This window comes from Chryseobacterium sp. PET-29, from assembly GCF_025736815.1.
GTDB lineage: Bacteria > Bacteroidota > Bacteroidia > Flavobacteriales > Weeksellaceae > Chryseobacterium > Chryseobacterium nepalense.
Genome location: NZ_CP107053.1, coordinates 892,075 through 916,531, shown reverse-complemented (window position 1 = coordinate 916,531; position 24,457 = coordinate 892,075). Strand labels below are relative to the sequence as shown.

The 24,457-nt window shown below is 36.5% G+C and carries 28 protein-coding genes and 1 tRNA gene; 16 read left to right on the top strand and 13 right to left on the bottom strand.

Going from position 1 to position 24,457, the window contains the following annotated elements:
* Window positions 1-41: 41 nt before the first annotated feature.
* Window positions 42-749 carry a DUF421 domain-containing protein gene (locus ODE14_RS04030; protein ID WP_263603057.1) on the top strand — a complete coding sequence of 236 codons (708 nt, stop codon included), beginning with the start codon at window positions 42-44 and terminating at the stop codon, window positions 747-749.
* 140 nt (window positions 750-889) lie between these two features.
* Here ODE14_RS04030 and ODE14_RS04025 read toward each other — a convergent pair whose 3' ends face one another.
* The 4 genes from ODE14_RS04025 to ODE14_RS04010 form a co-directional block, all read right to left on the bottom strand.
* Window positions 890-1,039, bottom strand: a complete 150-nt coding sequence (locus ODE14_RS04025; RefSeq protein ID WP_248393519.1) for a hypothetical protein — start codon at window positions 1,037-1,039, stop codon at window positions 890-892.
* Between the two features lie 271 nt (window positions 1,040-1,310).
* Window positions 1,311-2,117 (bottom strand): ferritin-like domain-containing protein, encoded by an 807-nt coding sequence (locus ODE14_RS04020; protein WP_263603056.1) that lies wholly within the window; start codon window positions 2,115-2,117, stop codon window positions 1,311-1,313.
* 24 nt (window positions 2,118-2,141) lie between these two features.
* Entirely contained in the window at window positions 2,142-2,852 is a 711-nt protein-coding gene (locus ODE14_RS04015) for a ferritin-like domain-containing protein (RefSeq protein ID WP_263603055.1), read from the bottom strand.
* Window positions 2,853-2,940: 88 nt separating this feature from the next.
* Window positions 2,941-3,510, bottom strand: coding sequence for a fasciclin domain-containing protein (locus tag ODE14_RS04010; RefSeq protein WP_248393522.1), 570 nt, complete (start codon window positions 3,508-3,510; stop codon window positions 2,941-2,943).
* 277 nt (window positions 3,511-3,787) lie between these two features.
* Here ODE14_RS04010 and ODE14_RS04005 point away from each other — a divergent pair, with 277 nt between their 5' ends.
* The 3 genes from ODE14_RS04005 to ODE14_RS03995 all read left to right on the top strand — a co-directional run bounded on the left by ODE14_RS04005 (window position 3,788) and on the right by ODE14_RS03995 (window position 6,244).
* A complete protein-coding gene (locus ODE14_RS04005) occupies window positions 3,788-4,357 on the top strand; it encodes an RNA polymerase sigma factor (protein ID WP_263603054.1) in 570 nt (189 codons plus the stop codon).
* 1 nt (window position 4,358) lies between these two features.
* A complete protein-coding gene (locus ODE14_RS04000) occupies window positions 4,359-5,168 on the top strand; it encodes an anti-sigma factor (protein ID WP_263603053.1) in 810 nt (269 codons plus the stop codon).
* Between the two features lie 131 nt (window positions 5,169-5,299).
* Window positions 5,300-6,244, top strand: coding sequence for an aldo/keto reductase (locus ODE14_RS03995; protein ID WP_263603052.1), 945 nt, complete (start codon window positions 5,300-5,302; stop codon window positions 6,242-6,244).
* Window positions 6,245-6,311: 67 nt separating this feature from the next.
* On the opposite strand, the gene ODE14_RS03990 is transcribed toward ODE14_RS03995, so the two are convergent.
* Window positions 6,312-8,156 (bottom strand): chloride channel protein, encoded by a 1,845-nt coding sequence (locus tag ODE14_RS03990; RefSeq protein WP_263603051.1) that lies wholly within the window; start codon window positions 8,154-8,156, stop codon window positions 6,312-6,314.
* 72 nt (window positions 8,157-8,228) lie between these two features.
* Entirely contained in the window at window positions 8,229-9,500 is a 1,272-nt protein-coding gene (locus tag ODE14_RS03985; protein ID WP_248393527.1) for an NAD(P)/FAD-dependent oxidoreductase, read from the bottom strand.
* Window positions 9,501-9,905: 405 nt separating this feature from the next.
* On the opposite strand from ODE14_RS03985, the gene ODE14_RS03980 reads away from it, so the two are divergent.
* Window positions 9,906-10,895, top strand: a complete 990-nt coding sequence (locus ODE14_RS03980) for an aldo/keto reductase (protein WP_263603050.1) — start codon at window positions 9,906-9,908, stop codon at window positions 10,893-10,895.
* 160 nt (window positions 10,896-11,055) lie between these two features.
* Window positions 11,056-11,622: an OmpH family outer membrane protein gene (locus ODE14_RS03975; RefSeq protein ID WP_248393529.1), complete on the top strand. Its 567-nt coding sequence runs from the start codon at window positions 11,056-11,058 to the stop codon at window positions 11,620-11,622.
* Window positions 11,623-11,711: 89 nt separating this feature from the next.
* Here ODE14_RS03975 and ODE14_RS03970 read toward each other — a convergent pair whose 3' ends face one another.
* Complete coding sequence (locus ODE14_RS03970; RefSeq protein ID WP_143149831.1) at window positions 11,712-11,882, bottom strand: lmo0937 family membrane protein; 171 nt, start codon at window positions 11,880-11,882, stop codon at window positions 11,712-11,714.
* 124 nt (window positions 11,883-12,006) lie between these two features.
* Entirely contained in the window at window positions 12,007-12,804 is a 798-nt protein-coding gene (locus ODE14_RS03965; RefSeq protein ID WP_263603049.1) for a Cof-type HAD-IIB family hydrolase, read from the bottom strand.
* Between the two features lie 133 nt (window positions 12,805-12,937).
* Between ODE14_RS03965 and ODE14_RS03960 the strand changes: the two genes are divergently transcribed.
* On the top strand, window positions 12,938-13,396 hold the full coding sequence (locus tag ODE14_RS03960) for a PA2169 family four-helix-bundle protein (protein WP_248393532.1): 459 nt from the start codon (window positions 12,938-12,940) through the stop codon (window positions 13,394-13,396).
* A gap of 57 nt (window positions 13,397-13,453) precedes the next feature.
* Here the strand turns inward: ODE14_RS03960 and map are convergent, their stop codons facing one another.
* Window positions 13,454-14,218 carry a type I methionyl aminopeptidase gene (gene map / locus ODE14_RS03955; RefSeq protein WP_263603048.1) on the bottom strand — a complete coding sequence of 255 codons (765 nt, stop codon included), beginning with the start codon at window positions 14,216-14,218 and terminating at the stop codon, window positions 13,454-13,456.
* 230 nt (window positions 14,219-14,448) lie between these two features.
* Between map and ODE14_RS03950 the strand changes: the two genes are divergently transcribed.
* From ODE14_RS03950 to ODE14_RS03925, 6 genes are all read left to right on the top strand, one after another.
* Window positions 14,449-15,771 carry a phosphatidylserine decarboxylase family protein gene (locus tag ODE14_RS03950; RefSeq protein WP_263603047.1) on the top strand — a complete coding sequence of 441 codons (1,323 nt, stop codon included), beginning with the start codon at window positions 14,449-14,451 and terminating at the stop codon, window positions 15,769-15,771.
* Between the two features lie 91 nt (window positions 15,772-15,862).
* Window positions 15,863-16,192 (top strand): YegP family protein, encoded by a 330-nt coding sequence (locus ODE14_RS03945; protein ID WP_263603046.1) that lies wholly within the window; start codon window positions 15,863-15,865, stop codon window positions 16,190-16,192.
* 300 nt (window positions 16,193-16,492) lie between these two features.
* Window positions 16,493-16,813, top strand: a complete 321-nt coding sequence (locus ODE14_RS03940; RefSeq protein WP_248393536.1) for an ArsR/SmtB family transcription factor — start codon at window positions 16,493-16,495, stop codon at window positions 16,811-16,813.
* Window positions 16,814-16,816: 3 nt separating this feature from the next.
* Window positions 16,817-17,320, top strand: coding sequence for an SRPBCC domain-containing protein (locus ODE14_RS03935; RefSeq protein WP_263603045.1), 504 nt, complete (start codon window positions 16,817-16,819; stop codon window positions 17,318-17,320).
* A complete protein-coding gene (locus tag ODE14_RS03930) occupies window positions 17,313-17,873 on the top strand; it encodes a DUF4256 domain-containing protein (protein WP_263603044.1) in 561 nt (186 codons plus the stop codon). The genes ODE14_RS03935 and ODE14_RS03930 overlap by 8 nt, the downstream gene beginning before the upstream one ends.
* 258 nt (window positions 17,874-18,131) lie before the next feature.
* On the top strand, window positions 18,132-18,635 hold the full coding sequence (locus tag ODE14_RS03925; RefSeq protein WP_263603043.1) for a hypothetical protein: 504 nt from the start codon (window positions 18,132-18,134) through the stop codon (window positions 18,633-18,635).
* 174 nt (window positions 18,636-18,809) lie between these two features.
* Here the strand turns inward: ODE14_RS03925 and ODE14_RS03920 are convergent, their stop codons facing one another.
* Complete coding sequence (locus ODE14_RS03920; RefSeq protein WP_263603042.1) at window positions 18,810-19,838, bottom strand: threonine aldolase family protein; 1,029 nt, start codon at window positions 19,836-19,838, stop codon at window positions 18,810-18,812.
* A gap of 83 nt (window positions 19,839-19,921) precedes the next feature.
* On the opposite strand from ODE14_RS03920, the gene ODE14_RS03915 reads away from it, so the two are divergent.
* Window positions 19,922-20,575: a metal-dependent transcriptional regulator gene (locus ODE14_RS03915; protein ID WP_263603041.1), complete on the top strand. Its 654-nt coding sequence runs from the start codon at window positions 19,922-19,924 to the stop codon at window positions 20,573-20,575.
* Between the two features lie 292 nt (window positions 20,576-20,867).
* Window positions 20,868-20,939, top strand: a tRNA-Arg gene (locus tag ODE14_RS03910).
* Between the two features lie 177 nt (window positions 20,940-21,116).
* On the opposite strand, the gene ODE14_RS03905 is transcribed toward ODE14_RS03910, so the two are convergent.
* The 3 genes from ODE14_RS03905 to ODE14_RS03895 form a co-directional block, all read right to left on the bottom strand.
* On the bottom strand, window positions 21,117-21,620 hold the full coding sequence (locus tag ODE14_RS03905) for an endonuclease V (protein ID WP_248393542.1): 504 nt from the start codon (window positions 21,618-21,620) through the stop codon (window positions 21,117-21,119).
* Window positions 21,621-21,664: 44 nt separating this feature from the next.
* Window positions 21,665-22,027, bottom strand: a complete 363-nt coding sequence (locus tag ODE14_RS03900; protein WP_263603040.1) for a glyoxalase — start codon at window positions 22,025-22,027, stop codon at window positions 21,665-21,667.
* Between the two features lie 73 nt (window positions 22,028-22,100).
* Window positions 22,101-23,144, bottom strand: a complete 1,044-nt coding sequence (locus ODE14_RS03895; protein WP_263603039.1) for a M28 family metallopeptidase — start codon at window positions 23,142-23,144, stop codon at window positions 22,101-22,103.
* Window positions 23,145-23,233: 89 nt separating this feature from the next.
* Here ODE14_RS03895 and ODE14_RS03890 point away from each other — a divergent pair, with 89 nt between their 5' ends.
* A complete protein-coding gene (locus ODE14_RS03890) occupies window positions 23,234-24,373 on the top strand; it encodes an aminotransferase class I/II-fold pyridoxal phosphate-dependent enzyme (protein WP_263603038.1) in 1,140 nt (379 codons plus the stop codon).
* Window positions 24,374-24,457 lie beyond the last annotated feature (84 nt).

The window sequence follows — 24,457 nt, the reverse complement described above, 5'->3', positions numbered from 1 at the left end:
CTTGGCGCATTATTTGAATTTTCAGAGCAAATCAATTCATTATGCAATCCATATTTCTATTACAATTCGACTGGAAAGAACTATTTCTGGGAACAGAGGAATGGTCTTTTCTGCTTGAAATTGCTCTCAGGACGATCATTATGTTTATAACAATAATTATCGGACTTAGAGTGCTCGGGAAGAGGGGAGTCAAGCAGCTTTCCCTTTTTGAACTGGTAGTGATTATCGGTCTGGGTTCTGCGGCTGGAGATCCTATGTTTTACAGAGAAGTAGGTATTGTGTCTTCAATTCTTGTATTTGTGCTGATTATTTTAATGTACACAATGGTAACTTATCTTATCGGGAAGAGCAAAAAGTTTGAGACTTTACTGGAAGGAAGATCAATATGCCTTATAGAAAATGGTGAATTTTCCATTGATAATTTTAAAAAAGAAAATTTAGGAAGCGACGAGTTTTTTGCAGAACTCAGATTAAAAGGCATTTCACAGCTTGGTCAGATTGATCAGGCTATTGAAGAAGTTTCAGGGGAAATCAGTGTTTTCTATTTTGAAGATGAAAAAGTGAAATATGGACTCTCCATTATGCCGGATTCGCTAAAAGATGCTGTAAAATACATTAAAGAAGAAGGATATTATTCATGTATCTTTTGTGGATATACAGAAGAAAAACCTACAGGAAGCGCCGGAAATTGCCCAAAATGTAAAAAGGACAAATGGGTGCCGGCCAGCAACAGAAAACGTGTTACATAGAAAAAGGCTCCTAACGGAGCCTAAAAAAACACAAATGATGAAAAAAAATTATTTCGATTCACAAATATAGTAAAATTTTACCTAAGTCAAAACTTAATTCAACTTATTTTAAAAAAATTCCGTATCAGAATATTGCTTATTTATCCTGCATTAAGCCTTTGTGAAGTAGTACAAAAACCAAGTGCAAGCAGTGCCAAAACACTCACAGCGAAAATTTTTGCTGCTTTTTTTATTCCCTCTCCGTTATTTATATTGTTATTCGGAATACAAGGATTTGCCAATGTTTTCATAGATTAAAGTTACAAAATAAATCATATCCTATTTACAAAGAATCGGTGATATTAATTCATTTATGATCCCCGTCATAAAATAGCTATTTGTGACTTATTATTTTTGAATCTGAAATATACTTCATATTTCAAGTTTTAAAAGGCAAACAAACTTCTCTCTACAGAGGAGTTTTTTCTTGATTAATTTTATGATATATTCTGTAAAGATTTCACATGAAAATCCCCCTCCCGAAAAGAAAAGGGGACCACACCTAATAGTAAGAAATTTGCTTTAAACAATAAACAAAGATGCAATTGTCTGAGCATCACTTCCGGTTAATATTTCATCGTAAGCCGCAGAACCTGCCGCCGCTCCAAAAGCCGTTGCCGTATTGTATCCGGCCTGGGTTGTATTCTGTTCTCCATCATACACCGGATTTGTTGCTGCAGGCATATTTCCGCCGTCAGCTAATTCTATCCAGCCTTTATTTGCTCTCATTCTTCTTACCTGTGATGCATGTCTTGCTTCCACGGAGTGGATTTGTAAAGCTGCCTGCAAAACCGTTTTGTTACTCATCACATTTCCCGCCTGTCCTTTATAAGCACGTACTCCGGTATCTTCAAAAGCCTGGGCTAATATTAAAAACTGACTGTAATCGGTAAAAGGAGCAAAAGCACCACCTGCCGTAAAATCAAATGTAGGCTTTGCACCCGGCGTAACTCCTAGCGAAGTTAAGGTGTTTTTAAGAAAAGTTACATGCGCAGACTCATGTTTGGAAATTTGCATAAAAACGGGTCTGTCCGCATTGGAAATTAAGCCTGCAGTAGAAAGCCCGATTGCATAATATTCATTTTCAAGATATTCCAGCACCAAAGCCAGCTGCAGTGCATCTGTTAAAGTATTTTTATAAGTGTTTCCTCCTGTAAGGCCAGCCGCTTTTGCAGGGGTAGTCATAAGCGTTCCCAATCCCAGCGGAACAGCAGCAACCGCAGCCTTTTTCCCGAATGCCGAAATGCTTGTAAGAGTTTCTAATCTTGACGCTTCTTTGCTGAAAAATTTATCGTCAGAAAGTTTATCCAGTAATTTAAGAATGTTCATAATGTAATTTTTTGAAGTGAATAATTAACCGATTCCCTGTTCTTTCCATGTGAAAGGCGTTTTTATAAATCCTCCCGCTACCATAACGATATCTTTAGGCTCTTTTGCAAGATCAAGGCCGTTGCTATCGATGATGTCATCACCAGAAAATGCTGCCGTTCCGGGATTGATAAGATTTCTGATCGCTGAAGCATGTCTTGCTTCTACTGATACAATTTTCCCGGCAATCACCAGATAGTCTGCATTTGTGATATATTTTCCGGCACCGTTATAGGCAGCAACACCCGTATCTTCCAATGCTTTTGCAGTAGCCAATACAGAGTTTCTATCATTAAAATTTACATTCGGGTACTGGAATTCCAGGGTGGGTAAAACGTTGGAGGTAGCTCCACTGATTGCCGCTTTAAAAAAATCACGGTGTATCACTTCATGATGATAGAGGTCAGTAAATAATTCTTTCTCTGCATTTGAAATTCCGGAATAAAAGTTATTCACCACTTTAGTATAAAAGTCCGCTTCAAGTTGCTCAAGAGCATACGCATAGTTCAGAACACCCACATCGCCTTTTCCAAGGTCAAAAACATCGGTCTGCATAAAGTCGTAACCCTCGTTGTCTTCACAACCGATCAATGTGAGTCCGGCCATTGCCAGACCTATGCCGCTCAGCTTTAAAAAATTTCTTCTGCCTGTATCAAGGGTCGCTCCCTGATTAGATACATTAATCGTTTTTTTCATAATATTATAGGTTTAAGTGTTATCGGTTTGTTTAAATAAGAGAATAAAAAAACAGCATAACAAATATGCTGTTTGACAACTAACACCACTACGGCATCAAAACCGTATCTATTACGTGAATCACTCCGTTTGACTGATTAACATCAGCTATCGTAACTTTTGCATCGTTTCCTTTAGCATCTCTTACATACAGGTCTTTCCCTTTAACCCAGAAAGTAAGCTCTTCGCCTTCTACTGTTTTCATCATGCTTTTACCGTTTCCTGCTTTTACAGCGGCCCAGATTTCTTTAGCATTGTATTTGCCTGGTAAAACGTGATAGGTAAGAATTTTTGTAAGCATTGCCTTATTTTCCGGCTTTACAAGATTTTCAACTGTTCCTTTCGGTAGTTTTGCGAAAGCTGCATCAGTAGGAGCCAATACAGTGAAAGGACCTTCTCCTTGTAGCGTCTCCACAAGACCTGCTGCTTTTACGGCTGCCACCAATGTCTTATGGTCTTTAGAGTTTACCGCATTCTCAATAATATTTTTAGAAGGGTACATAGCTGCTCCGCCAACCATTACGGTTTTTTCTTTCATACTCTGTGCTGCAACGTTACCACTGAATGCGAATGATAAAACCATCATTCCGAAAACTGCGATTTTTGATTTAGTGTTCATTTTTTTTGATTTTTAAGTTAATATGTATTTGAAAATATCTTTATCTAAAACCATTTACGAGACTGGTTTTAATTTAGATTTAAAAAATGTAAAATAATTTATAAGTTTCTATCAATCAATATATTATTTTTTGAAATTAATCATATACCTTAATATTATTATCAACTTTCAAATAGTATCTTATTATATTTAAACATTATTAAACATATGATTAATTTTATTATACATTTAAAAGATGGTGTGAGTATTGCTTATTATCTGTTTTATTTTATTACATTTGAAAACAAAAATATTCGCTATTAAAACACAGTATTCGGAAGAACAGCTGATCGTGTCGCTAAAAGACAGAAACGAAAATGGTTTTCATTATTTGTATGACCATTATTCCGGCGCACTGTATGGTGTCATTCTCCGAATCGTACAGTCAAAAGACTATACCGAAGAAATCATTCAGGATGTTTTTGTAAAAATCTGGAATTCTATCCATCAGTACGACTCATCAAAAGGAAGATTTTATACCTGGATGATCAATATTGCCAGGAATACTGCTATTGATTATTTAAAATCAAAAAGCTTTCAGAACGAACTCAAAAACCAACCCTTGCCGGATTTCGTATATAATTCTGCGGAACTTTCCACTACAAACAATTCATCGGATTTTATCGGATTTAATAATGTATTGGATAAGTTGGAAACCGACAAGAAGGAACTCATCGATCTGGCATATTATCAGGGATACACCCAGAACGAAATATCCGAAAAACTGAAAATCCCCCTGGGAACAGTAAAAACAAAAATGAGGAACGCCCTGATGAAATTAAAGGATTTGTTAAAAGATTATCAATAAATTGAACACTAAAGAATACATATCATCCGGAATTATAGAATCTTATATTCTAGGTCTTGCTTCTCCTGAGGAAGCAGGTATTTTGGAGTGTGTGATGAAAAATAATGCTGAAGTGAAAGCGGCTTTCGAAGAAGCGCAGAAGACATTGGAAGATCTTGCCACAGCACAGGCTGTAACACCCCCCAATGATCTCCGTACCAAGATCTGGAACAAAATTCAGCAGGAACAGAGTACCGAAGAGCCATTACCTGTAGTCTCTGCAGATATTCCTGCAGCCAAACCTCAGGAAGAAATAAGGATCCAGGGAAATAATAACTGGAAAGTATATGCTGTTGCGGCTTCCGTTTTATTCCTGGTAAGTGTTGCGGGTAATATTTTCTGGATGAACGATCAGGCGGCAACCAGACAGGAAATCGCCAGAATGACCACTGAAAAGAAAAGCCAGCAACTGGCTATGCAGAAAATGAATCAGAAAATGGAAATGATTTCCAATCCTGACATGAAGATGGTCATGCTGAAAGGAGTGGAGAAACATACGGATTCCAAAGCAATGGTTTTCTGGGATACGAAAACAAAAGCTGTTTATCTTAACGCCGACAAACTTCCGAAAGCTCCGGAAGGAATGCAGTATCAGCTCTGGGCGATTGAAGACGGAAAACCGGTAAATGCAGGAATGTACACCGAAGAAAAAGACAGCAAAACTGCACTCGCCAACATCCCGAAAGCACAGGCTTTTGCCATTACGCTCGAGAAACAGGGTGGAAGCGCGGTGCCAACTATGGAAAACATGTATGTAATGGGCGAAATTTAAAAAAATATTTCAACAAAAAAATATAGAAAGATCAGCAATTGGCTGGTCTTTTTTTTGATTTAAACGTGAAATTCAACAGCTTTTTGGTATGAAATTCTCTGTTAAAAGCAGTAAACCAATCATTAACTAATATGGAAAAACGGACAATTAAAAATACAGATTTACAGATCGCTCCCATAAACTTCGGGGGAAATGTTTTTGGATGGACCCTGGATGAAAAACAGTCTTTTGATATTCTGGACAAATTTACAGGTGAAGGTTTTAACTTCATAGACACAGCGGATACTTATTCCTGGTGGGTAAATGGGAAAGGAGGACAATCTGAGGAAATCATCGGAAAGTGGATGAAAAGCCGAGGAAAAAGAAATGATCTGGTGATTGCCACAAAAGTAGGGTCAGAAACAAAAGAACACGGATTTGATATCAGCAAAAAGCATATTTTGAAATCCGTTGATGAATCCTTACAACGATTGCAAACCGATCATATTGATTTATATTATACCCATTTTGATGATAAAATCACGCCCGTAGAAGAAACACTTCAGGCTTATGATGAAATTATAAAAGCTGGAAAAGTACGGTATATCGCTGCTTCCAACATTTCACCTGAGAGGCTAAGAGCCTCCTTTGAAGCTTCGGAGAAGAATAACCTTCCGAAATATGTTGCCCTACAGCCGCATTACAATTTAATGGAAAGAGAAGGTTTTGAAAAAAATTATGCTCCTTTAGCTGAAGAATTCGGATTGAGTGTATTTCCTTACTGGTCGCTGGCTTCAGGATTTTTAACGGGAAAATACCGGAGTGAAGATGATCTGTCTAAAAGCAAGAGAGGAGAAGGAGCCAGAAAATATCTGAATAACAAAGGTATGGAAGTCTTGAAAGCATTGGATGAAATTAGTGCAAAACACAATACAAAACCAGCAACGGTAGCACTATCCTGGCTGCTTGCCCAACCTCTGATTACCGCTCCGATTGTAAGTGCAACCAGCGAATCTCAATTGGAAACATTATTTGCTGCCCCAAAACTTCAACTGGAAAATGATGATCTTGAGCTATTAAATAAAGCAAGTCAGTAGCATTAACTTATAGAAAAGCCGTTCAGAAATAATTTTGTACGGCTTTAATTGTTTAAATTAATTTTATTTATTCCGAATATTCTTTTAACAGCTGTCTGTAGCTCATTAAAATTGTGGATTTTGAAATAAAGCCGATAAACTTATTCTGAGAGTCAACAACCGGCAAATTCCAGACACCGGCATCATCAAAAGTCTGAAGAATCTCCAGTGGCTTATTTTCAGGATGAATGACAGCAGGAGGAGCTTTCATGATCTGACTGAGTGATACTGAAATGCTATCATTCGCAAAAAGATAAGGACGAATATCATCCAGTGTAAGGATTCCGCGAAGTGTCTGATCATCATTGATGACAGCGAAAATATTCTTACTGCTGTTTTTTACCCTTTCAAACAATTCCGTAATCGGTGCATTTTCTTTCACCGTCTCAGAATAGCGGTCAATAAAATCCTCTGTTTTTAATGAAAATAAAATATTTTTATCATGTTTGTTGGTAAAAATTTTCCCCTGATCCGCCAGGGATTTCAGTTCCGGGGAAATTGGTGAAAACCATTTTGCTATCAGATATGAAATGATAGAAGCAATCATCAGCGGGATAAAAAGATCATATCCGAAGCTGGATTCCGCAATCAAAAAAATGGCTGTAAGGGGAGCATACATCACGCCGGCCATTGCTCCGGCCATTCCCACCAAAACCAGATTTGTTACCGGTACGTCCGGAAGCCCGATCTGCTGGCAGATTAATGCAAATAAATAGCCTACGGTACCACCGGCAAAAAGCGATGGAGCAAAATTCCCTCCGTTTCCGCCGCTGAAAATCGTAAATGAAGTTGCAAATGCTTTTAACAATAATACGAGAATTAAAAAGACAATAATGGTAAAATTACCAATATCAAAATATCTGAAAAGGCTGTTTTCTATAATCCTGTGCATATCTCCGTTGGTAAAAGCTTTTACTGTTTCATAACCTTCTCCGAATAAAGGAGGAAAAAGCACACATAACAGTGAAAGAACCGCCCCGCCAAACATCGCCTTACGAAGTCTCGACATGTTTAACTTCTTAATAAAATGCTCGACCTTTTGGGAGATGATCACAAAGTATCTTGCGTATAAACCGGTTATAATTCCTAAAATCAGGTAATAAGGAACATTTTTATAATTAAATGCTTCGCGTGTATAAAACCTGAACAGAACATCTTCCTGCAATAAGATTCTTGATAACAAACTGCCGCAAACCGCAGCTACTACAAGCGGAATGAAGTCCGTAAAAACAACTCCTGTCAGCAGAATCTCAAATGCAAACATAATTCCGGCAATCGGAGCATTAAAAGCAGAAGCAATTCCGGCAGTGGCACCTGCTGCCAGTAGGAGGGTCCGTTCTTTATAACTGAGCCGGTAGGTCTGTGCAAAGTTTGATCCGATCGCTGCACCGGTAACAGCAATAGGGCTCTCCAGTCCGGCAGAACCTCCCAAACCGACTGTAACAGCGCTTTGTACGATCTGCGAATACATTTTCACGGAAGAAACAATACTTGAATTCTGTGCAATTTCATAGAGAATTGCACCAATTCCTTTTCTGTCCTGACCTTTAAAGATTGTCAAAACAATACTTGTCGTTAAAACAATTCCCAGAAAAGGAAATATAATATAAAAAAGAATCTGGTACTCAAAATGAACTTTTGTAGTGATAAAATGGTGGATCGCATGAACCAGCGATTTCAGCAAAACACCGGCAAGACCTGCGGTACAGCCAACCAAAATTCCAGATAGCACCAGAAACTGGTTCCTGCTTAATCTGTTATTGAGCCAATGAAGAATGAGTTCGTAGCTGCGCGCTTTTTCAAGCCCGTATTTTTGAAAGTCTCTTTTGAACTTTAAAAAGCTCAGAAACTTTTTCTTCTGATGAATATTCACTTTTGAGATTTTATACTGTAAAAGAATATTTACAGTTCTGTAAATTTATGAAATATATCATGAATATTAAAATTATGACCTTCCTGTGGTATCTCTTTTCGGCCTTAAAATTAAACGGATTGAAGGATTATTGGTAATGAAAAGCCGCATCCAGTTGAATGCCAGACGTACTTTGCTGCTGAAGCTTACCAATGGAATAATGTGGATAAATAACCACGTAAGCCACGCTATAAAACCTTTAAATGAAAATTTAGGCAAATCAACTACCGCATCAAATTTTGAAATAATAGCCATGCTTCCTTTATCATTATAGGCAAAAGGTATTAAAACTTTTTCATCTTCAATTCTTTTAAAATTCTTTCCTAAATTTTTAGCATGCTGAATAGCGACCTGCGCCAGCTGAGGATGCCCTTTCGGATATTTTTCCTCCGTAAGCTGCAACGCTATGTCGCCTAAAGCAAAAATATTGGCTGTGCCGTTCACTTTATTATAAGCATCTACCAGCAGTCTTCTTCCTTTTCCGATACTTTCTTCAGGAATACCGGGAACCTCTCTTCCAACCACCCCGGAAGTCCAGATCAGTGTTTCGGTCTCAATAACCTGTCCGTCCCCGAGAATTACTTTGCAGTCTTTATAATCTTTAACCGCCGTATTAAGGATAATTTTTACACCCAGCTTTTTAAGTCTTTCATATGCGGCTTCCTGAGCCATTTTACTCATCGGTGAAAGAAGAGTAGGTAAAGCATCAATCAGAAAAATATTGGAAAGTCCCAGCTTTATTTCCGGATATTCTTTTTCTGCAATATATGTTCCCATTTCCGCGATCATTCCGGCAAGCTCTACACCGGTTGGGCCGCCACCTGCAATCACTATGTTCTGAAGTTTCTGTGCCTCCTTTACATTTTTATTTCTTGCGGCTTCTTCGAGAGTAAGGAGCATGTGATTTCTCAGATATAATGCTTCATCAATGGTTTTCATGGGTAAGGCACATCGTTTTACATTTTCCATTCCGAAGAAATTGGATTCTGTTCCCAAAGCCAAAACAAGATAATCATATTTTAAAGTACCGCTGTCGGTTTCAAGAATATTATGTTCAGGATCCACTTTTACAAGACTTCCCATATGGAAATTCACATTTTTATAATTTGAAATTAATTTTCTGAAAGGATAACTTATATTGGAAGCTTCGATGAATGAAGTTGCCACCTGATAGATCAATGGAGGAAAGAAATGATAATTGTTTTTATCAACCAATGTAATTCTGAAACGGCTGTCATTCACCAACGATTTAATAAGGTTGACTCCTGCGAATCCTCCTCCGACGATAACGATATGTTTTTTCATAAATATATATTGAAATGGTGCCTGAAACAATCCAATAATAAAGCCAAAAAATTAGTCTGTGGTATCCATTTACGCAGGATTATTGTATACTATTAATGAATATTTTAACCTTAATTTTAAACAGTCTTCAAAAAATTACATAAATTTCTGATTTTCAAATGCTTAAAAAGGTTTTATTTAAAATATTCTTCTGAAACCTTCAATTTATCCGGATAACTTCTGAAAATTATCTGGATAAATCTTCCAGATCATCTGGATCATTTTTCCGGTTTATGCGAATAAATTTTTAACAGGCTGAAATCTGAGCAAAATGATCATTCAAAAATATCAGAAAAACAATGTTTAAAAAAGCAAGTGCACGATGTTTGTATCTCTTAGTTCACCAATCATTAAATAGTATCATATATGAAATCAGACATTTTAACGGAAAAACACAGGTTAGGATTAGGTGGTGTGGCAATAGGAACTGCCTTTGAACCCCTTACGGACGGGCAGTCTTATGAAGTACTGCAAAAAGCATGGGATCTTGGAATACGCTATTACGATACATCACCCTGGTACGGGCTTACAAAAAGTGAAAGGCGATTCGGGAATTATCTTCACGGTCAGAACAGGGAAGAATTTGTTCTATCTACCAAAGTAGGAAGATTATTCGTAGAAGTTCCTGAAGATGAAGTTCCTCCAACAATGTGGCAGGATCCTTTGAATTATGATTTTGAGCATAATTATACTGCAGATGCCATCAAAAGGTCTATCGAAGAAAGCCTGGAGCGATTGCGACTTGATTATATTGATATTGTCTACGTTCATGACCTTTCCGAAGATCAGGTGGGTGACCGATATCCCTATTTTTTGAAACAGGCAAGGGAAGGAGCGTTTAAAGTATTATCCGAACTGAGGTCCGAGGGTGTTATTAAAGCCTGGGGAATGGGTGTTAACAAAATAGAACCTATTCTGGACTGCCTTGATTCTGCGGATCCGGATATTTGCCTTTCTGCGACACAGTATTCTATCCTTGAACATGAAGATGCGGTAGACCGGCTATTGCCGGCAGTTAAAAAGGCTGGTGTAAGGCTTGTTTCCGGAGCGGGCTACAACTCAGGGTTTATTACCGGAAGACCAAGATATAATTACAAGGATGTTATTCCCAAAGGAATGACCGAAAAACGGGACCGGATTTCAGCAATCGCCAAAAGGTACGATATCGATATTGTAGATGCAGCCCTTCATTTTGTTTTGGCCGCTGACGAATTTGCTTCAATTATTCCCGGAGCAAGCAAACCCGAGCAGGTAGAAGATAATGTGAGTGCACTTCAAAAAAATATCCCATCAGATTTTTGGCAGGAACTGCGGTCGGAGGGATTGATTTATGAAAAAGCACAGGTTCCCGGTTGATAAAAATATAAAGTCTCCTACAAGGAGGCTTTTTTATTGAAAATATCACGAAATAATATTTTAGCCTAATTAAAAATTTAAAACTTTTTTATTATCACTAATCAAATAGTTATATTTAATTATATTTGCTGTTCATTTGAAAATAATTTAAATATATATAATGAAAAAGTTAATAATAGCATTTTCCTTAGCTTCAGGACTTTTCCTGACCTCCAATTTTGTGCAGGCTCAACAGAAAATCGGGCATGTAAATTCCGATGATATCTTTGATAATTTGTCTGAAACAAAAACAGCAGAAGCTTCACTCGATACTTTTACAAAAACAAAGCAAACTGAAATAGAAAAGCTGATCAGTACCTATGAAAGTAAACTCAAAGCAGGCCAGGAAAAAGAAAAAACAATGACAGAAGCGAATAAAGCCGTATTAATTAAAGAACTTTCTGCCACACAAACCGAGCTTGAAGCTTTAGGAAAAAATATAGAAGATGCAAGAGTGAAAGCAGCACAGGATATTTCAAAAAAACAGACTGAACTGTTCACACCTATTCAAAAGAAAGTTGCCACCATGATTGCTACCGTAGCAAAAGAAAAAGGTCTTGCTTATGTATTTGATATTGCAGCTTCACAGGGCAACAGCAATATTGCGTATATGGATGGCGGTGAAGATATCACACCTGTTGTGAAGTCTAAATTAGGTGCAGCCCCTGCAAAGCCTGCGGGCAAATAATATAATCCGATTATCATAATTAAAAAAGCTGGAAATTAAGAAGTTATACCTTCCCATTTCCAGCTTTTTATTTTTCGTTTTTTGTAAATCTAATCGAGGGGTCTTCTGCCTGATATAAGATTGTAAAGAACTACAATAATTGCAATAACGAGCAATATGTGAACTAAATAACCCGTATCCATTCCAGGTACGACACCTAACATTCCTAAAAGCCACACAACTATACAGATAACTGCGACTAACCATAATATACTTCTCATAACTAAATATTTTAAGTGATTCGGTTAACTATATACACATATTGTGCCTTTTTATAAAGAATATGTTAAAAATATATACCACAAAATTAAAAAGTTTTATAAATACTTATAAAATATTTTTAGCTCAGAGGACTCCAAAATGAATCAGGGCAGATTCAATTCCATGATTGTCAACATCTTCAGTTATATAATCTGCTATTTCCTTGACATCATCATTGGCATTTCCCATGGCAACGCCAATTTGCGTGAATTTCAGCATCGCGATATCATTTCCGCCATCCCCAAAAGACATGGTTTCGCTGATAGCGATACCAAAATAATCGCAAAAATGTTTGATTCCGGTACTTTTTGTGGTTCCGCCATGATTTACATCCGCAAACAAAGGACTCCATCTCGATGCTGAAGAATTTGGCATCACCTTTTCCATAAACGTATTTTCATCCTTTTTTTCAAGGAAAATGTTGGCCTGAAGCACATGATCAGTATCAATATTTTCTTTATCATGAACAGGCGGGACGGGAAGATTAACATGGCCATACATTCCTATAACTTCCGGTGTGGCATCATTGATTTCCACTTTATCTTCATACATCAATGAATAACTTAAAGGAAAATCTTCTGCATACTGAACAAGATTCTTTATATCAGAAGAATCTATGAATGTTTTATACATTACTTTTCCTTCCGTAGTGATGCAGTAGCTTCCGTTGAAGGTAATAAATCCATCAAAAGTAATATGCCTGATGTGATCTAATGAGTTAATGGAACGCCCGGTAGCAACAATTACTTTTATTCCTTTTTCGCGAAGGCTTTGTATGGCTTTATGGGTAGATTCCGGGATTGTATTGGTTTTAAAACTGATCAATGTACCGTCAATATCAAGAAATACGGCTTTTATATTTGGTTTTTCTGATGAACTCATATTGAATTTTGTGAGATATTTATACAAAATACGTACAATTCTTTTGGTTTTAGTTTAAAATTAAAATAAGCTTTGTAATTTTTACAGAAGGTATAATTCTTGTACACCTCCTGATACACCAAATTACAGTATTATGAACAATAAAGAAGAAGCATCAGTATTAAATGATCTGTTGCACATTACCAATGACAGAATTGAGGGTTTTGCAAAAGTGGAAGGGAAAGTATGGGAAAATTATCCCGATGTAAAACCGGAATATGCCAAGTTACATTCACTTTCCAAAGTAATGAAAAACGAACTGATTGATCTTATTCATGAAGATGGGGAAGAGGCAGACGATTCATCTTCAGTGGCAGGAGCCCTGCACCGTACGTGGATTGATATTAAAAACTCTTTTACTTTAGGAAATAAAGAAGAATCTACCATTGAAAATGTGATATTCGGGGAAAAAGCAGCGATTGAAGCGTACCAGAATGCCATCGACAGCGGGAAATTGACCCAGAACAGCCTGGATATTGTTTCGGAACATTTAAAACATATCAAAGATTCTTACCACCAGTTCAGCAAAATGAGTGAATATAAAAATAAATAAATACACGATTATTAAACTAAAACAGGACACTTCTTATTGAAATGTCCTGTTTTAATTTTAATTAAAGATTTCATTCATTTCCGTCAGGATGATCGGCTGTCCGTCCGTAATGATAATAGTGTGCTCATGCTGTGCCATGTAACCGCCTTTGTTGCCAACCATTGTCCAGCCGTCTTTGAGTTCAACAGCAATATTCGAAGATGTTGAAATAAATGTTTCAATTGCTACAACAGTATTTTTTCTGAACCTTCTGTTATCAAAACGGTTTCTATAATTCATCAGTTCATCCGGTTCTTCGTGGAGGCTTTTCCCAACACCGTGGCCGCCCAGATTTTTAATTACTTTAAAACCTCGTCTTTTGGCTTCAGTTTCCATCAGCAGCCCGATATCAGAAATTTTAACGCCTCCTTTAATATTGTTTATCGCCTTATGCAGAATTTCTTTAGAAGCATTTACCAGCGTTGCATGCTTATTAAGATCTTTTCCGATAACAAATGAATTTCCGTTGTCTGCCCAAAATCCGTTGAGCTCTGCAGAAACGTCTATATTAATAAGGTCTCCTTCTTTTAACACTCGCTGCTCAGAAGGAATACCGTGACAAAATTCATTGTCGACACTTATACAGGCGCAGCCGGGAAATCCGTAGGTGAGGGCAGGAGCAGATCTGGCTCCAAAACTTTTAAGAACTGCAGCCCCGAAATCATCAACCTCTTTCGTAGTCATACCCGGTTTTGCAAACCCGCACATCTCTTTTAAAGTAAAAGCAACGGCTTCACTTACTTTTTGCATTCCGATTAATTCAGACTCATGGGTTATAGACATCTTAAAAATTTGATACAAAGATAATGACTTATTATTATGTATTGCACCTCAGATAAACGATACACGTTCCGTATTAATACTTAGATTTCATTTTGAGTATAATTACGGTTGATCACATACCTGTTTCCGCTGTAATTTTACCCTAAACTAATACCATGGAGACCAGAAACCATTTAAACGGGGCGCATCCTGAAAAGCCATACGAGTAAGGTTCTAAAAAACACCATATTATGAATCACGTAAAGTACAGGGTGGGGAAATGGCTTCCATCCGACAGGAATTTCCTGAACAAGTGGATTGAAAAGAAAATTGCACAGGTTAATGCATATCCGCTTCCGCTAAATCCCGCTATTGAAGATCTTAGAAATGCCATTTATAATGACGCAGTGCTTTATATGGGCTTTACAAGTATGTATGACCAGATTCCTCAGGGTTATAATGATCAGGTTAAAAACTTTGAAACCATGCTTCAGATCATGAATCAGATTCTTCAGGAAGGGCCTTGCTATAGTAAGATTGAAGACCAAATCGGGTTGGTAGGATTTCCCATCAATGCTATCCTGGATTGGGCAATGGGTACGGAAGGCGGTTATCTCGCATTTACCAATACATTGGTCAATCAAAAACTGCAGGTGATTCTGAATGAATGGAAAAATTTCCTCGAGTCTCCGGAGTCTACCTATGTTCTGGTAGACGGCCCTATATACCAGCCACAGCCGGATTATACTGCTCCTGTAGGATGGTTTTCGCAGGAAGCACTGGAAGCTATCGCCAGCATGGACCCGTTGAGAGGGCAGGGCAATGATCCTTATGATGCGCTTCAAAATTTTATTTACAATTATCAGTGCCAGCCGGATCAGCCACATTTCGGGTATAAAAGCTGGGACGATTTTTTCACAAGAGAATTTAACCCGGGTGTTCGGGAAGTGAGTGAAGAAGATAAAAATTCGGATGTAATTGTAAATGCCTGTGAATCGGCTCCGTATAATTGCGTTACCAATGCTATGATGAAAGATAAATTCTGGATGAAAGGCCAGCCGTATTCGCTTCTGGATATTATGGATAATCATGAACTCGCCCAGGAATTCGGTGACAACAGTACTGTTTACCAGGCGTTTTTATGTGCTAAAACATATCATCGCTGGAACAGCCCGGTTGATGGGACAATTGTAGCTATCCAAAATGTACCGGGAACATATTATTCCGAAGCTCCGGCTGAAGGGTATGATCCTGCAGGACCGAATGATTCTCAGGGATATATTGCTGAACTGGCTGCCCGTGCATTAATTTTCATTAAATCAGATAATGAAAAAATCGGACTTATGTGTTTTGTAGCCATCGGAATGGCGGAAGTTTCCAGCTGTGAAATTACTGTTGCACCCGGAGATTACGTAAAAAAAGGCGATCCACTCGGAACATTTCATTTTGGAGGATCCACACATTGTCTGATTTTCCGTCCGGGAGTTAATATCAATTTCGATTTTCACGGACAGACACCGAGCCTGAATACCTACAATATTCCTGTAAAAGCAAGAATTGGTGTTGTAGAATAACATACAATATTATGTTATAAACCATACTGAATAAACATTTTCTAGTCTAATTTTATTTTGATAATCATAATAATATTATATAAATTATTACATGACAAAGTACATTATCCGCAAATCTTTTGACGGGAAATACCGATGGGTTTTAATAGCGCCGAACGGGGACAATTTATTAACCAGTGAGGCGTACACTTCAAAAGAAGGCTGTTTAAACGGAGTACAGATCAGCAAAGAAAGTCTGAAGGATTCAAATTTTAAAATGTTAATGACAGCAAAAAAATATCAACCGTATTTTACGCAGATTGCTGATAATTATCAAATATTGGCCAGAAGTGAAATATATTCAGCGGCTTATGCCAGAGATGCTGCATCAGACACTGTTAAAAATTATGCAGCAGATGCAGTAATTGAAGATCTTTCTTAATATAAATAAGGCAGCTGTGATAAATAGCTGCCTTATTTAATAAATGCAGTTTCATAAATAAAAATATTTTAAGAAACAATTTATAGCTTTAATGTTTAATTACTGACCAATTTTAAATTAAGAACAAAACTGATATTTAGCGTCAAATTAATGATTTAGAATACATTATAAAAATCTGAAATATATTCTATTTAACATAATATAAATTATAGGACTTTTAAAATTTAAGATAAATACCCTTTTTATTATAATTTGTGTAGTTAAATAACTTCACATATATTTGTAGACAAATAATTACACATGAACCTAAGACGTGATGTTTTTCAGGCCATTGCAGATCCGACACGCCGATCAATCTTAATACTGCTGGCTTCGCAGTCTATGACAGCCGGCGCTATTGCATCTAATTTCAATACCGCAAGACCGACCGTTTCCAAACACCTGCAGATCCTTTCGGAATGCGAACTGCTTAAGCCTGAACAAAACGGCCGGGAAATCATTTATCATCTCAATGCTGAAAAAATGAAAGAAATTGCCGATTTTATCGAACCGTTCCGCAAAATGTGGGATGAACGGTTCAATACGCTTGAAAATATTATGAAAAACTATACAACAAAATAATTTATGGAACTCAAAACAAAAATCACTGCCGAAGACGGCAAACAGGAAATTTTCATTACACGAGAATTTGATATTCCTTTAAATCTTCTTTTTAAAGCATATACAGATGCGGAAATTGTCGGTCAATGGATGGGAACAAATGTGTTATCATTAGAAAACAGAAAACACGGCAGTTACCAGTTTGAAACCAGAAATAATAACGGAGATATCATTTTCAAAGCACATGGAAGCATCCACGATATTATTTGGGACCATTTAATTATCAGAACATTCCAGATGGAAAATACTTCTTTCCCAGCACAGATGGAATTTTTGACATTTGAGAAAATCTCAGAAAATAGAAGTAAAATTACCATTCAGAGTATTTATAAATCGGTGGAAATCAGAGATCAGATGCTAAAATTACCTTTTGCCCAGGGAATCAATATGGCTCACAACAGATTAGAGGAAGTTATCTTATCTCTACTAAACAATAACTTGAATTCTAAAATAAAACATTATGACTAAAAAAAAACTATCAAAAGAACAGAAAGAAGCACTGCTGGAAACCTTACGAACACGATTTTCAAAAAATATGAACCGGCATAAAAACCTGGAATGGAACCAAATAGAAGAAAAACTGCTTGAAAACCCGGACAAACTCTGGTCTTTGAACGAAATGGAAATCACAGAAGGTGAACCTGATGTAGTAACCTTTAATGATGAGACGAACGGTGAAATTTTATTCTTCGACTGTTCCCCCGAAAGTCCGAAACGCAGAAGCCTTTGCTACGACTATCAGGCGTGGAATGCCCGAAAAGCCAACAAACCGGAAGGAAATGCTGTTGACAAAGCCGCTGAAATGGGTATAGAAATTTTAACTGAAGCACAATACCGTAAACTCCAGGAACTTGGTAAATTTGATCTTAAAACTTCAAGCTGGATCCGAACTCCGGAAAAAATCAGACAAATGGGCGGAGCCGTTTTCTGTGACAGAAGATACGATACTGTTTTTCTATATCACAACGGTGCTGAATCTTATTATGCCGCGAGAGGATTCAGAGGTTGCCTTAAAGTTTAGAGTATGATTCTCAAAAGAATAAAATTCAATATTTTTATGGTTAACATTTCCCGCGGATTTACAGGGATTTCTAAAATATACCCAATTTTTTCTTTACATCTGATGTGACTGATGTGTTTAAATTTCTTTTGCCATTTGTGGTTATAAAAATTCTCTTTTCCATATTGGACCATAAATTGATTTGTTTATTCCAATTTAATTTTGAAACAAAATAGTATTGCTATTTTAGCATAAATATTAATTCAAATAAAAAGGGATATGAAAAAAGTAATCTTATTAGGAGCATTCTCAGTTTTCTTGGTAAACTGCAGCAAAAAAGCAGAAGCTCCCGCTGCCGAAACAGCACAGCCTGATACCGCAGCTACTGCAGAAAAAACAATCGATACACTTACGGCAAAATCATTTTGCTACATGGGTGTTACCGGAAAAGACACTGTTTTTGTAAGCATCGATGACAACCTGGGAACAATTACCGGAAAAATGGCTTCTAAAAACAGCGAAAAAGACAGCAATAAAGGTGAATTATCAGGATTTAAATCCGGAGATACACTGAAACTGACATACGAATTTGCTTCAGAAGGCAAATCAGGAAACAAAAATGACATCTATTTTCTCCAGACCAAAGACGGACTGAGCGAAGGAATCGGTAACAGAGATCCGGAAACGGGTACAAAATATGCCAATGAAAACAAAATCAAATACGCCGGCGGAAGAGTCCTAAAAATTGCAGACTGTAATCTTGTAGCAAAAGCTTTACAGTAAAAACTCCAGCAAGGGAGTCCTGAAAGGACGACTTACCCAAGGATAGGATAAAATCCTATCAAACAAAACAACATTAAAAAAAGTCCTGAAAGGACGACTTATCCAAGTATGGGATAAATCCTATCAAAAAATACAACATTCAATAAAAAACAGCCTTCAAACGAGGCTGTTTTTTTATAGTTCATTTTTAATAATTCCAATAAATTCTTCTACAGGTTCATCCGCGGTATTCCAAGAGGTAATGAGGCGGATTGCCGAAAAGTCATCATCAATTTTTTTCCAGACATAAAACTCAAATTTTTCAGACAGCTTTTCAATCAGGCTATTGCTTAAAATAGGAAAAATCTGGTTGGTATAGGTATCGGAAAGAAACCGCACTCCCCTTTCCTTCATCGCATTTTTAATTTTCATCGCCTGCCGGTTTGCGTGTGCCGCAAGTTCAAAATACAGATCATCTTTCATCAATTCCAGAAACTGAATTCCAAGAAGTCTTCCTTTTGCCAGCAAAGCACCTTTTTGTTTGATATTAAATGCAAAATCCTGCTGCAGTTCCTTATTATTGATCACGATGGCCTCTCCTATCAATGCTCCGTTTTTGGTTCCGCCAATATAAAAAGCATCAGTAAATTCTGCCACTTTTTCGAGGGTAAGATCAGTAATTTCAGCAGTAAGCCCGTGTCCCATTCTTGCTCCATCCATAAAAATATAAAGATTATTTTCCTTGCAAAATGATGAAAGCTTTTCAAGTTCAGCCAAGGTGTAAACGGTACCCAATTCTGTAGAATTTGAAAGATAAACCAACTTTGGCATGACCTGATGCGGAATATTTTTGTGACTTTGCAATACAGGGATAATATCTTCCGGTGTCACTTTTCCGTCTTCTTTATCGATACATAAAATTTTGTGACCGGTAGCTTCGATGGCTCCGGTTTCGTTGTTTAAAATGTGCCCTGTTGCTGCTGAAATAACACATTGATAAGGTTTTAAAATGGAAGAAATTACAATAAGGTTGGCCTGCGTTCCGCCCGATACAAAATAAATATCTGAATTCGACTGTATTTTCCGCCGTATAAGATTTTTTGCTTCCAAAGAATATTGGTCCTCTCCGTAGCCTGCCTGCTGATCATCATTATAAGATAATAAAGCTTTTAAGATATTGGGATGACAGCCCTCGGAATAATCGTTTTTAAAAGAAAATTTCATAATGTAAAATTAAAAAACTAAAAAGAAACTCTCGTACATTTTCATAAAATTTTGTTAGATTTGTAATTAAAATCATCTAACATTTGAAAACAACACTCACGGAAGAAAATTATCTGAAAGCTTTATTTCATCTTGTCGACAGTGAAAATAAAGTAACGATTAATGAGCTCAGCAAATTTTTATTCGTAAAAATGCCGAGTGTAAACAATATGATGAAAAAGTTTGCCGAAAAAAACTGGGTCATTTATGAAACTTATAAACCGCTTGTCGTTACTGAAAAAGGATGGCGCGAGGCTGCTTTAGTAGTAAGAAAACACCGGCTTACAGAAATGTTTCTGGTAAAAAAAATGAACTTTGGCTGGGAAAATGTGCATGAAATTGCGGAACAGCTGGAACATGTCCATTCTACCCTTTTCTTTGATAAAATGGATGAAATTCTGGATCATCCGAAATTTGATCCTCATGGAGAACCTATTCCTGATAAAGATGGAAATATTATCGCACAGGATCTTCAGAAATTAAGTTCATGTAACGTGGGAGAAACCGTTGTATTTGCCTCTGTGACGTTGTCTGACGATTCTTTTCTTAACTATCTTACTGAAAGAAATTTACTTTTAAATAAAAAAATAAAGATCTTAAAAATTGAAAGTTTTGATAAATCTTTCACTGTAGAAGTTGACGGAAAACAGGAAGTTTTAAGCAGAAAAGCTACCGATAAAATTTTGGTTAAAATATAAATCAGACTTATCCACATTTTTTTGTGGATAACCTGTGAATTTTAACATTTAATTATTGTTTATAAGAATTTTTATTTCTAAATTTACTATGTAATACAATTGAAGTGGAAACATATTTTGCTTTTTTCAACTCTGAAATCGCAATTAAATTTATAAAAATTTAAGCATAGCATTGTCGGCTATGCTTTTTTATTGTTGTCTAATTAAAAAAATGAGATGTTTTATCTACTGAATCCGTTCCTAAAGAACGGATTCTTTCATTTAATTAAAATATTTTATACATTTGATGAAAGGTCTCATAGTTCAACGGATAGAATAGAAGTTTCCTAAACTTTAGATCCAAGTTCGATTCTTGGTGAGACCACAAATCTATAATAAAATAAACCGACAGTAAAACTGCCGGTTTATAAAACAAAAATTGATATGGATATGATTGATACTATGAGAATTTCATAAATGTCAACCTTACAAATTTATATTTATTTAGAATAATTAAAAATAATAAAGTGATGATATTTGTCAGTTTTACTATATTTATTCACTATTCAGTTCTTGTCAGCTGATCCAGCTTTTTAAGCAAAGTGGGAATTCTGAAATTTCCGTGCATTTCTTCTACTTTACATTTAATTTCATCAACATCCGCTCCTATGGCTGTCAAAAAAAGAGGCGTTTTACTGTCTCCCCTGTACACCGATCTTCTCTGATCATCAGGTGAATTAAATCCGTTTTTCGCAATTCCGATAACCGGAAATTTACCTCTCAGAGTTTGAAAAAGATGACCGCCCAATCCTGTTTTTCCTTCGTTGTCCAGTGTTACATATCCGTCAACTATAATCAGGTCTCCCTCTTTCAGAGTAATTTTTTTCAGAAGACTTAAGACACATGGCAGTTCTCTTTTGTAGAATGCTCCGCTCTCATAATCGGCGGTAACTGCTGTTGTCTCTGTAAAAATCTTATTTTCAATTTCAGAATCCCAACTTTCAAAAGCAATACACACCGTTTTTGCTTTATCACCGAAATAATAGGTGTCAAATGCGTAAATCATTTATAAATTAACCATTATCAGTTTGAACTGACAAATTTTAAGTATTAAAAAAATTCTCCGAAATGCCACAAAATACCAGACGGATCATTTAAAAAGCATTCTTTTCCCCAAGGCATCGTCTTCACCGAAGATAATTTCACTCCCGGATATTTATCCGTAAGGTTGAGGGAGCTAAGGTAATTCCAAAACTCATCCGTATTCTCTACTTCAATAAAGATCATGGTATTATCAATCCAGTCTTTTACATAGGCGTCCTGAAGATAGAATGCGGTCTCGTTCCATCGGAAAAGTGAAAGCTTCGGTTCTAAAATAACTTCTTCGAAACCAATATTTTTATAAAATTTTCTGCTGATCTCAAAATTTTCGGATCCGACAAAAGGCCGTATGGATTTTAGTTTTTGACTCATTATTATAGATAAATTTTAATATTTAAATACAATAAAGGCAAATTATTTAAACAATCTGCCCTTACTTGTTTATTTATTTTTTATCAACGATAATTCGATCAGGTCTGTTGGCAATTTCCCATGCAGTAGCAAAGACAAGCTGTGTTCTTTTTGCAAGCAGATCATAATCAATTTTTTCTACATCATCGGTTGGTTTATGGTAATCTTCATGAATTCCGTCAAAGAAAAAAGCAACCGGGACATTATTTTTGGCAAAATTATAATGATCAGAGCGGTAATATAATCTTTGGGGATCGTTCGGATCATCATATTTATAATTCAGTTCCAAGTTATTCGTTCTTTTATTGGCTTCTTCGTTAATTAGCTTCAGCTGAGAACTCAGCATTTCAGATCCGATCACATACACATACTGTTTTCCTCTGTTTTCAGGATCATCTCGGCCGATCATATCAATATTAAGATCAACCACCGTATTGGCAAGCGGAAATACCGAATTATCAGTATAATATTCAGAACCGAAAAGGCCATGCTCTTCTCCGGTAACATGAAGAAATAATACGGATCTTTTAGGTCCTTTCCCTGATTTTTTTGCAGCCTGGAAAGCTTTTGCAATTTCCATAACGGCTACCGTTCCGCTTCCGTCATCATCTGCACCATTATACACAACGCCATTTTTTGTGCCGACATGATCATAATGCGCGGAAACAACAACTATTTCTTCGGGCTTTTCAGATCCTTCAATAAAAGCAAGAATATTTTCAGAATCCGGAAGATTTGAACCCCCTCTTTTTTTCATAAAATCAGAAGGAACTTTCTGGTAATAAGAACCAAGAGCCTTTGGAAATGAAATTCCCAAGTTTTTATAATAATTCACCATATATTCGCCCGCTCTTTTCTGTCCGGGACTTCCTGTATCACGCCCTTCCATTTCATCGGAAGCAATCACATATAAGTTCTTCTTAAGATCTGCAGCTTTAATTTCCTTATAAGCAGATACAAAAGCTCTATCACCTTTTACAGCTGAATTTTGAGAAGAAGAAACATCGGAAGTGGTTTTGGCAGTTCCACAACTTACCAGTAAAACTGCTGAAAATACAGGAACTAATAGTTTTCTCATTTTTATTATAATTTGCTTAAAAATAACAAAATTAATTTACATTCCTGCGAAAGGGTAATTTTCTTATATTTGATATAAATGCAAAATATATGGAGAAAGTTTACGGATTTACCCATTACTCCTTTTTTTCTGAAATGTCTGAACTGGCTGTGAAAAACAACAGCTTCGATCTTTCTTTGGGCCTGGCCGATTTTGATATTGATCCAAAGCTGAAATCTTTTCTGAAAGAAGCAGCTGACTTCTCCACACATCATTATGAGCCTCTTGCGGGAAATCCTCTGTTGATTGACAGTATTATTCGTTATAACTCCAGAAGAAACAACAGTATTTTTCTGAATCAAAATGAAGTTACCATTACCCCATGCGCAACTTTTACTTTATATACAGCACTGAAATGCATTATCAATCAAGGAGATGAAGTGGTTGTTATACAGCCTTCCTATTACACGTACGGTCCTTCTATTGTTCTGAATCACGGAACGCCTGTTTATTACAACTTAGAGAATGATTTTACTATCAACTGGGAAAAACTTGGTGATTGTATTTCCGAAAAAACCAAAGCAATTATTGTAAATTCTCCGCAAAATCCTACCGGGAAAGTATGGTCTCAAAAAGACTGGAATCAACTATATGAACTCATAAAAAACCAAGAAACTTATCTCATTTCAGAGGAAATCTATGACACTTATTGCTATGATGAAACTTCACACTACAGTGCTTTTCTACATCCCGAGCTTAAGAAAAGATGCTTTTGTATTTTTTCTTTTGGCAAAATGTTTCATTCTACAGGATGGAAAGTAAGTTATCTTTTATCATGCGAAAATCTTACAGCAAAGTTCAGATGTCATCAGCAATATATTTCTTACAGTGCCAATTCGCCCTGCCAGTATGCGATAGCAAAATATCTTGATATTTTTGATCCCTATCACAATCAAAATCTGATGCAGAAGAAACGTGATATTTTTAATGAATTGATTAAAGAAACACCTTTTATTGTTGAACATATAGCTGAAGGCGCTGTTTTTCAGGTGGTTAATTTCAGAAATATTTCCACAACAATGACGGATGTAGAGTTTTCCAAATGGCTTACTGTGGATAAAGGAGTAGCCTGTCTTCCGCTTTCCGCTTTTTATAATTCAAAAAATAATTCGGATTATCTACGTTTCAGCTTTGCTAAAAATGATGAGCTTATCACTAATGCATTGGAGCATCTGAGAAAAACCCTTTAATATTATCAAAGCGGCTTAAGAATTGCGGATTTGTGATTTATTAATAACAAAAAAGCACCGCTTTTGCAGTGCTTAATATTCTTA

What these genes read in the sequence shown, in the direction of transcription:
- ODE14_RS04030 (WP_263603057.1), top strand. Translation starts at nt 42, where the DNA reads ATGCAATCCATATTTCTATTACAATTCGACTGGAAAGAACTATTTCTG.
- ODE14_RS04025 (WP_248393519.1), bottom strand. Translation starts at nt 1,039, where the DNA reads ATGAAAACATTGGCAAATCCTTGTATTCCGAATAACAATATAAATAAC.
- ODE14_RS04020 (WP_263603056.1), bottom strand. Translation starts at nt 2,117, where the DNA reads ATGAACATTCTTAAATTACTGGATAAACTTTCTGACGATAAATTTTTC.
- ODE14_RS04015 (WP_263603055.1), bottom strand. Translation starts at nt 2,852, where the DNA reads ATGAAAAAAACGATTAATGTATCTAATCAGGGAGCGACCCTTGATACA.
- ODE14_RS04010 (WP_248393522.1), bottom strand. Translation starts at nt 3,510, where the DNA reads ATGAACACTAAATCAAAAATCGCAGTTTTCGGAATGATGGTTTTATCA.
- ODE14_RS03995 (WP_263603052.1), top strand. Translation starts at nt 5,300, where the DNA reads ATGGAAAAACGGACAATTAAAAATACAGATTTACAGATCGCTCCCATA.
- ODE14_RS03985 (WP_248393527.1), bottom strand. Translation starts at nt 9,500, where the DNA reads ATGAAAAAACATATCGTTATCGTCGGAGGAGGATTCGCAGGAGTCAAC.
- ODE14_RS03980 (WP_263603050.1), top strand. Translation starts at nt 9,906, where the DNA reads ATGAAATCAGACATTTTAACGGAAAAACACAGGTTAGGATTAGGTGGT.
- ODE14_RS03975 (WP_248393529.1), top strand. Translation starts at nt 11,056, where the DNA reads ATGAAAAAGTTAATAATAGCATTTTCCTTAGCTTCAGGACTTTTCCTG.
- ODE14_RS03970 (WP_143149831.1), bottom strand. Translation starts at nt 11,882, where the DNA reads ATGAGAAGTATATTATGGTTAGTCGCAGTTATCTGTATAGTTGTGTGG.
- ODE14_RS03965 (WP_263603049.1), bottom strand. Translation starts at nt 12,804, where the DNA reads ATGAGTTCATCAGAAAAACCAAATATAAAAGCCGTATTTCTTGATATT.
- ODE14_RS03960 (WP_248393532.1), top strand. Translation starts at nt 12,938, where the DNA reads ATGAACAATAAAGAAGAAGCATCAGTATTAAATGATCTGTTGCACATT.
- map (WP_263603048.1), bottom strand. Translation starts at nt 14,218, where the DNA reads ATGTCTATAACCCATGAGTCTGAATTAATCGGAATGCAAAAAGTAAGT.
- ODE14_RS03950 (WP_263603047.1), top strand. Translation starts at nt 14,449, where the DNA reads ATGAATCACGTAAAGTACAGGGTGGGGAAATGGCTTCCATCCGACAGG.
- ODE14_RS03945 (WP_263603046.1), top strand. Translation starts at nt 15,863, where the DNA reads ATGACAAAGTACATTATCCGCAAATCTTTTGACGGGAAATACCGATGG.
- ODE14_RS03940 (WP_248393536.1), top strand. Translation starts at nt 16,493, where the DNA reads ATGAACCTAAGACGTGATGTTTTTCAGGCCATTGCAGATCCGACACGC.
- ODE14_RS03935 (WP_263603045.1), top strand. Translation starts at nt 16,817, where the DNA reads ATGGAACTCAAAACAAAAATCACTGCCGAAGACGGCAAACAGGAAATT.
- ODE14_RS03930 (WP_263603044.1), top strand. Translation starts at nt 17,313, where the DNA reads ATGACTAAAAAAAAACTATCAAAAGAACAGAAAGAAGCACTGCTGGAA.
- ODE14_RS03925 (WP_263603043.1), top strand. Translation starts at nt 18,132, where the DNA reads ATGAAAAAAGTAATCTTATTAGGAGCATTCTCAGTTTTCTTGGTAAAC.
- ODE14_RS03920 (WP_263603042.1), bottom strand. Translation starts at nt 19,838, where the DNA reads ATGAAATTTTCTTTTAAAAACGATTATTCCGAGGGCTGTCATCCCAAT.
- ODE14_RS03905 (WP_248393542.1), bottom strand. Translation starts at nt 21,620, where the DNA reads ATGATTTACGCATTTGACACCTATTATTTCGGTGATAAAGCAAAAACG.
- ODE14_RS03900 (WP_263603040.1), bottom strand. Translation starts at nt 22,027, where the DNA reads ATGAGTCAAAAACTAAAATCCATACGGCCTTTTGTCGGATCCGAAAAT.
- ODE14_RS03895 (WP_263603039.1), bottom strand. Translation starts at nt 23,144, where the DNA reads ATGAGAAAACTATTAGTTCCTGTATTTTCAGCAGTTTTACTGGTAAGT.
- ODE14_RS03890 (WP_263603038.1), top strand. Translation starts at nt 23,234, where the DNA reads ATGGAGAAAGTTTACGGATTTACCCATTACTCCTTTTTTTCTGAAATG.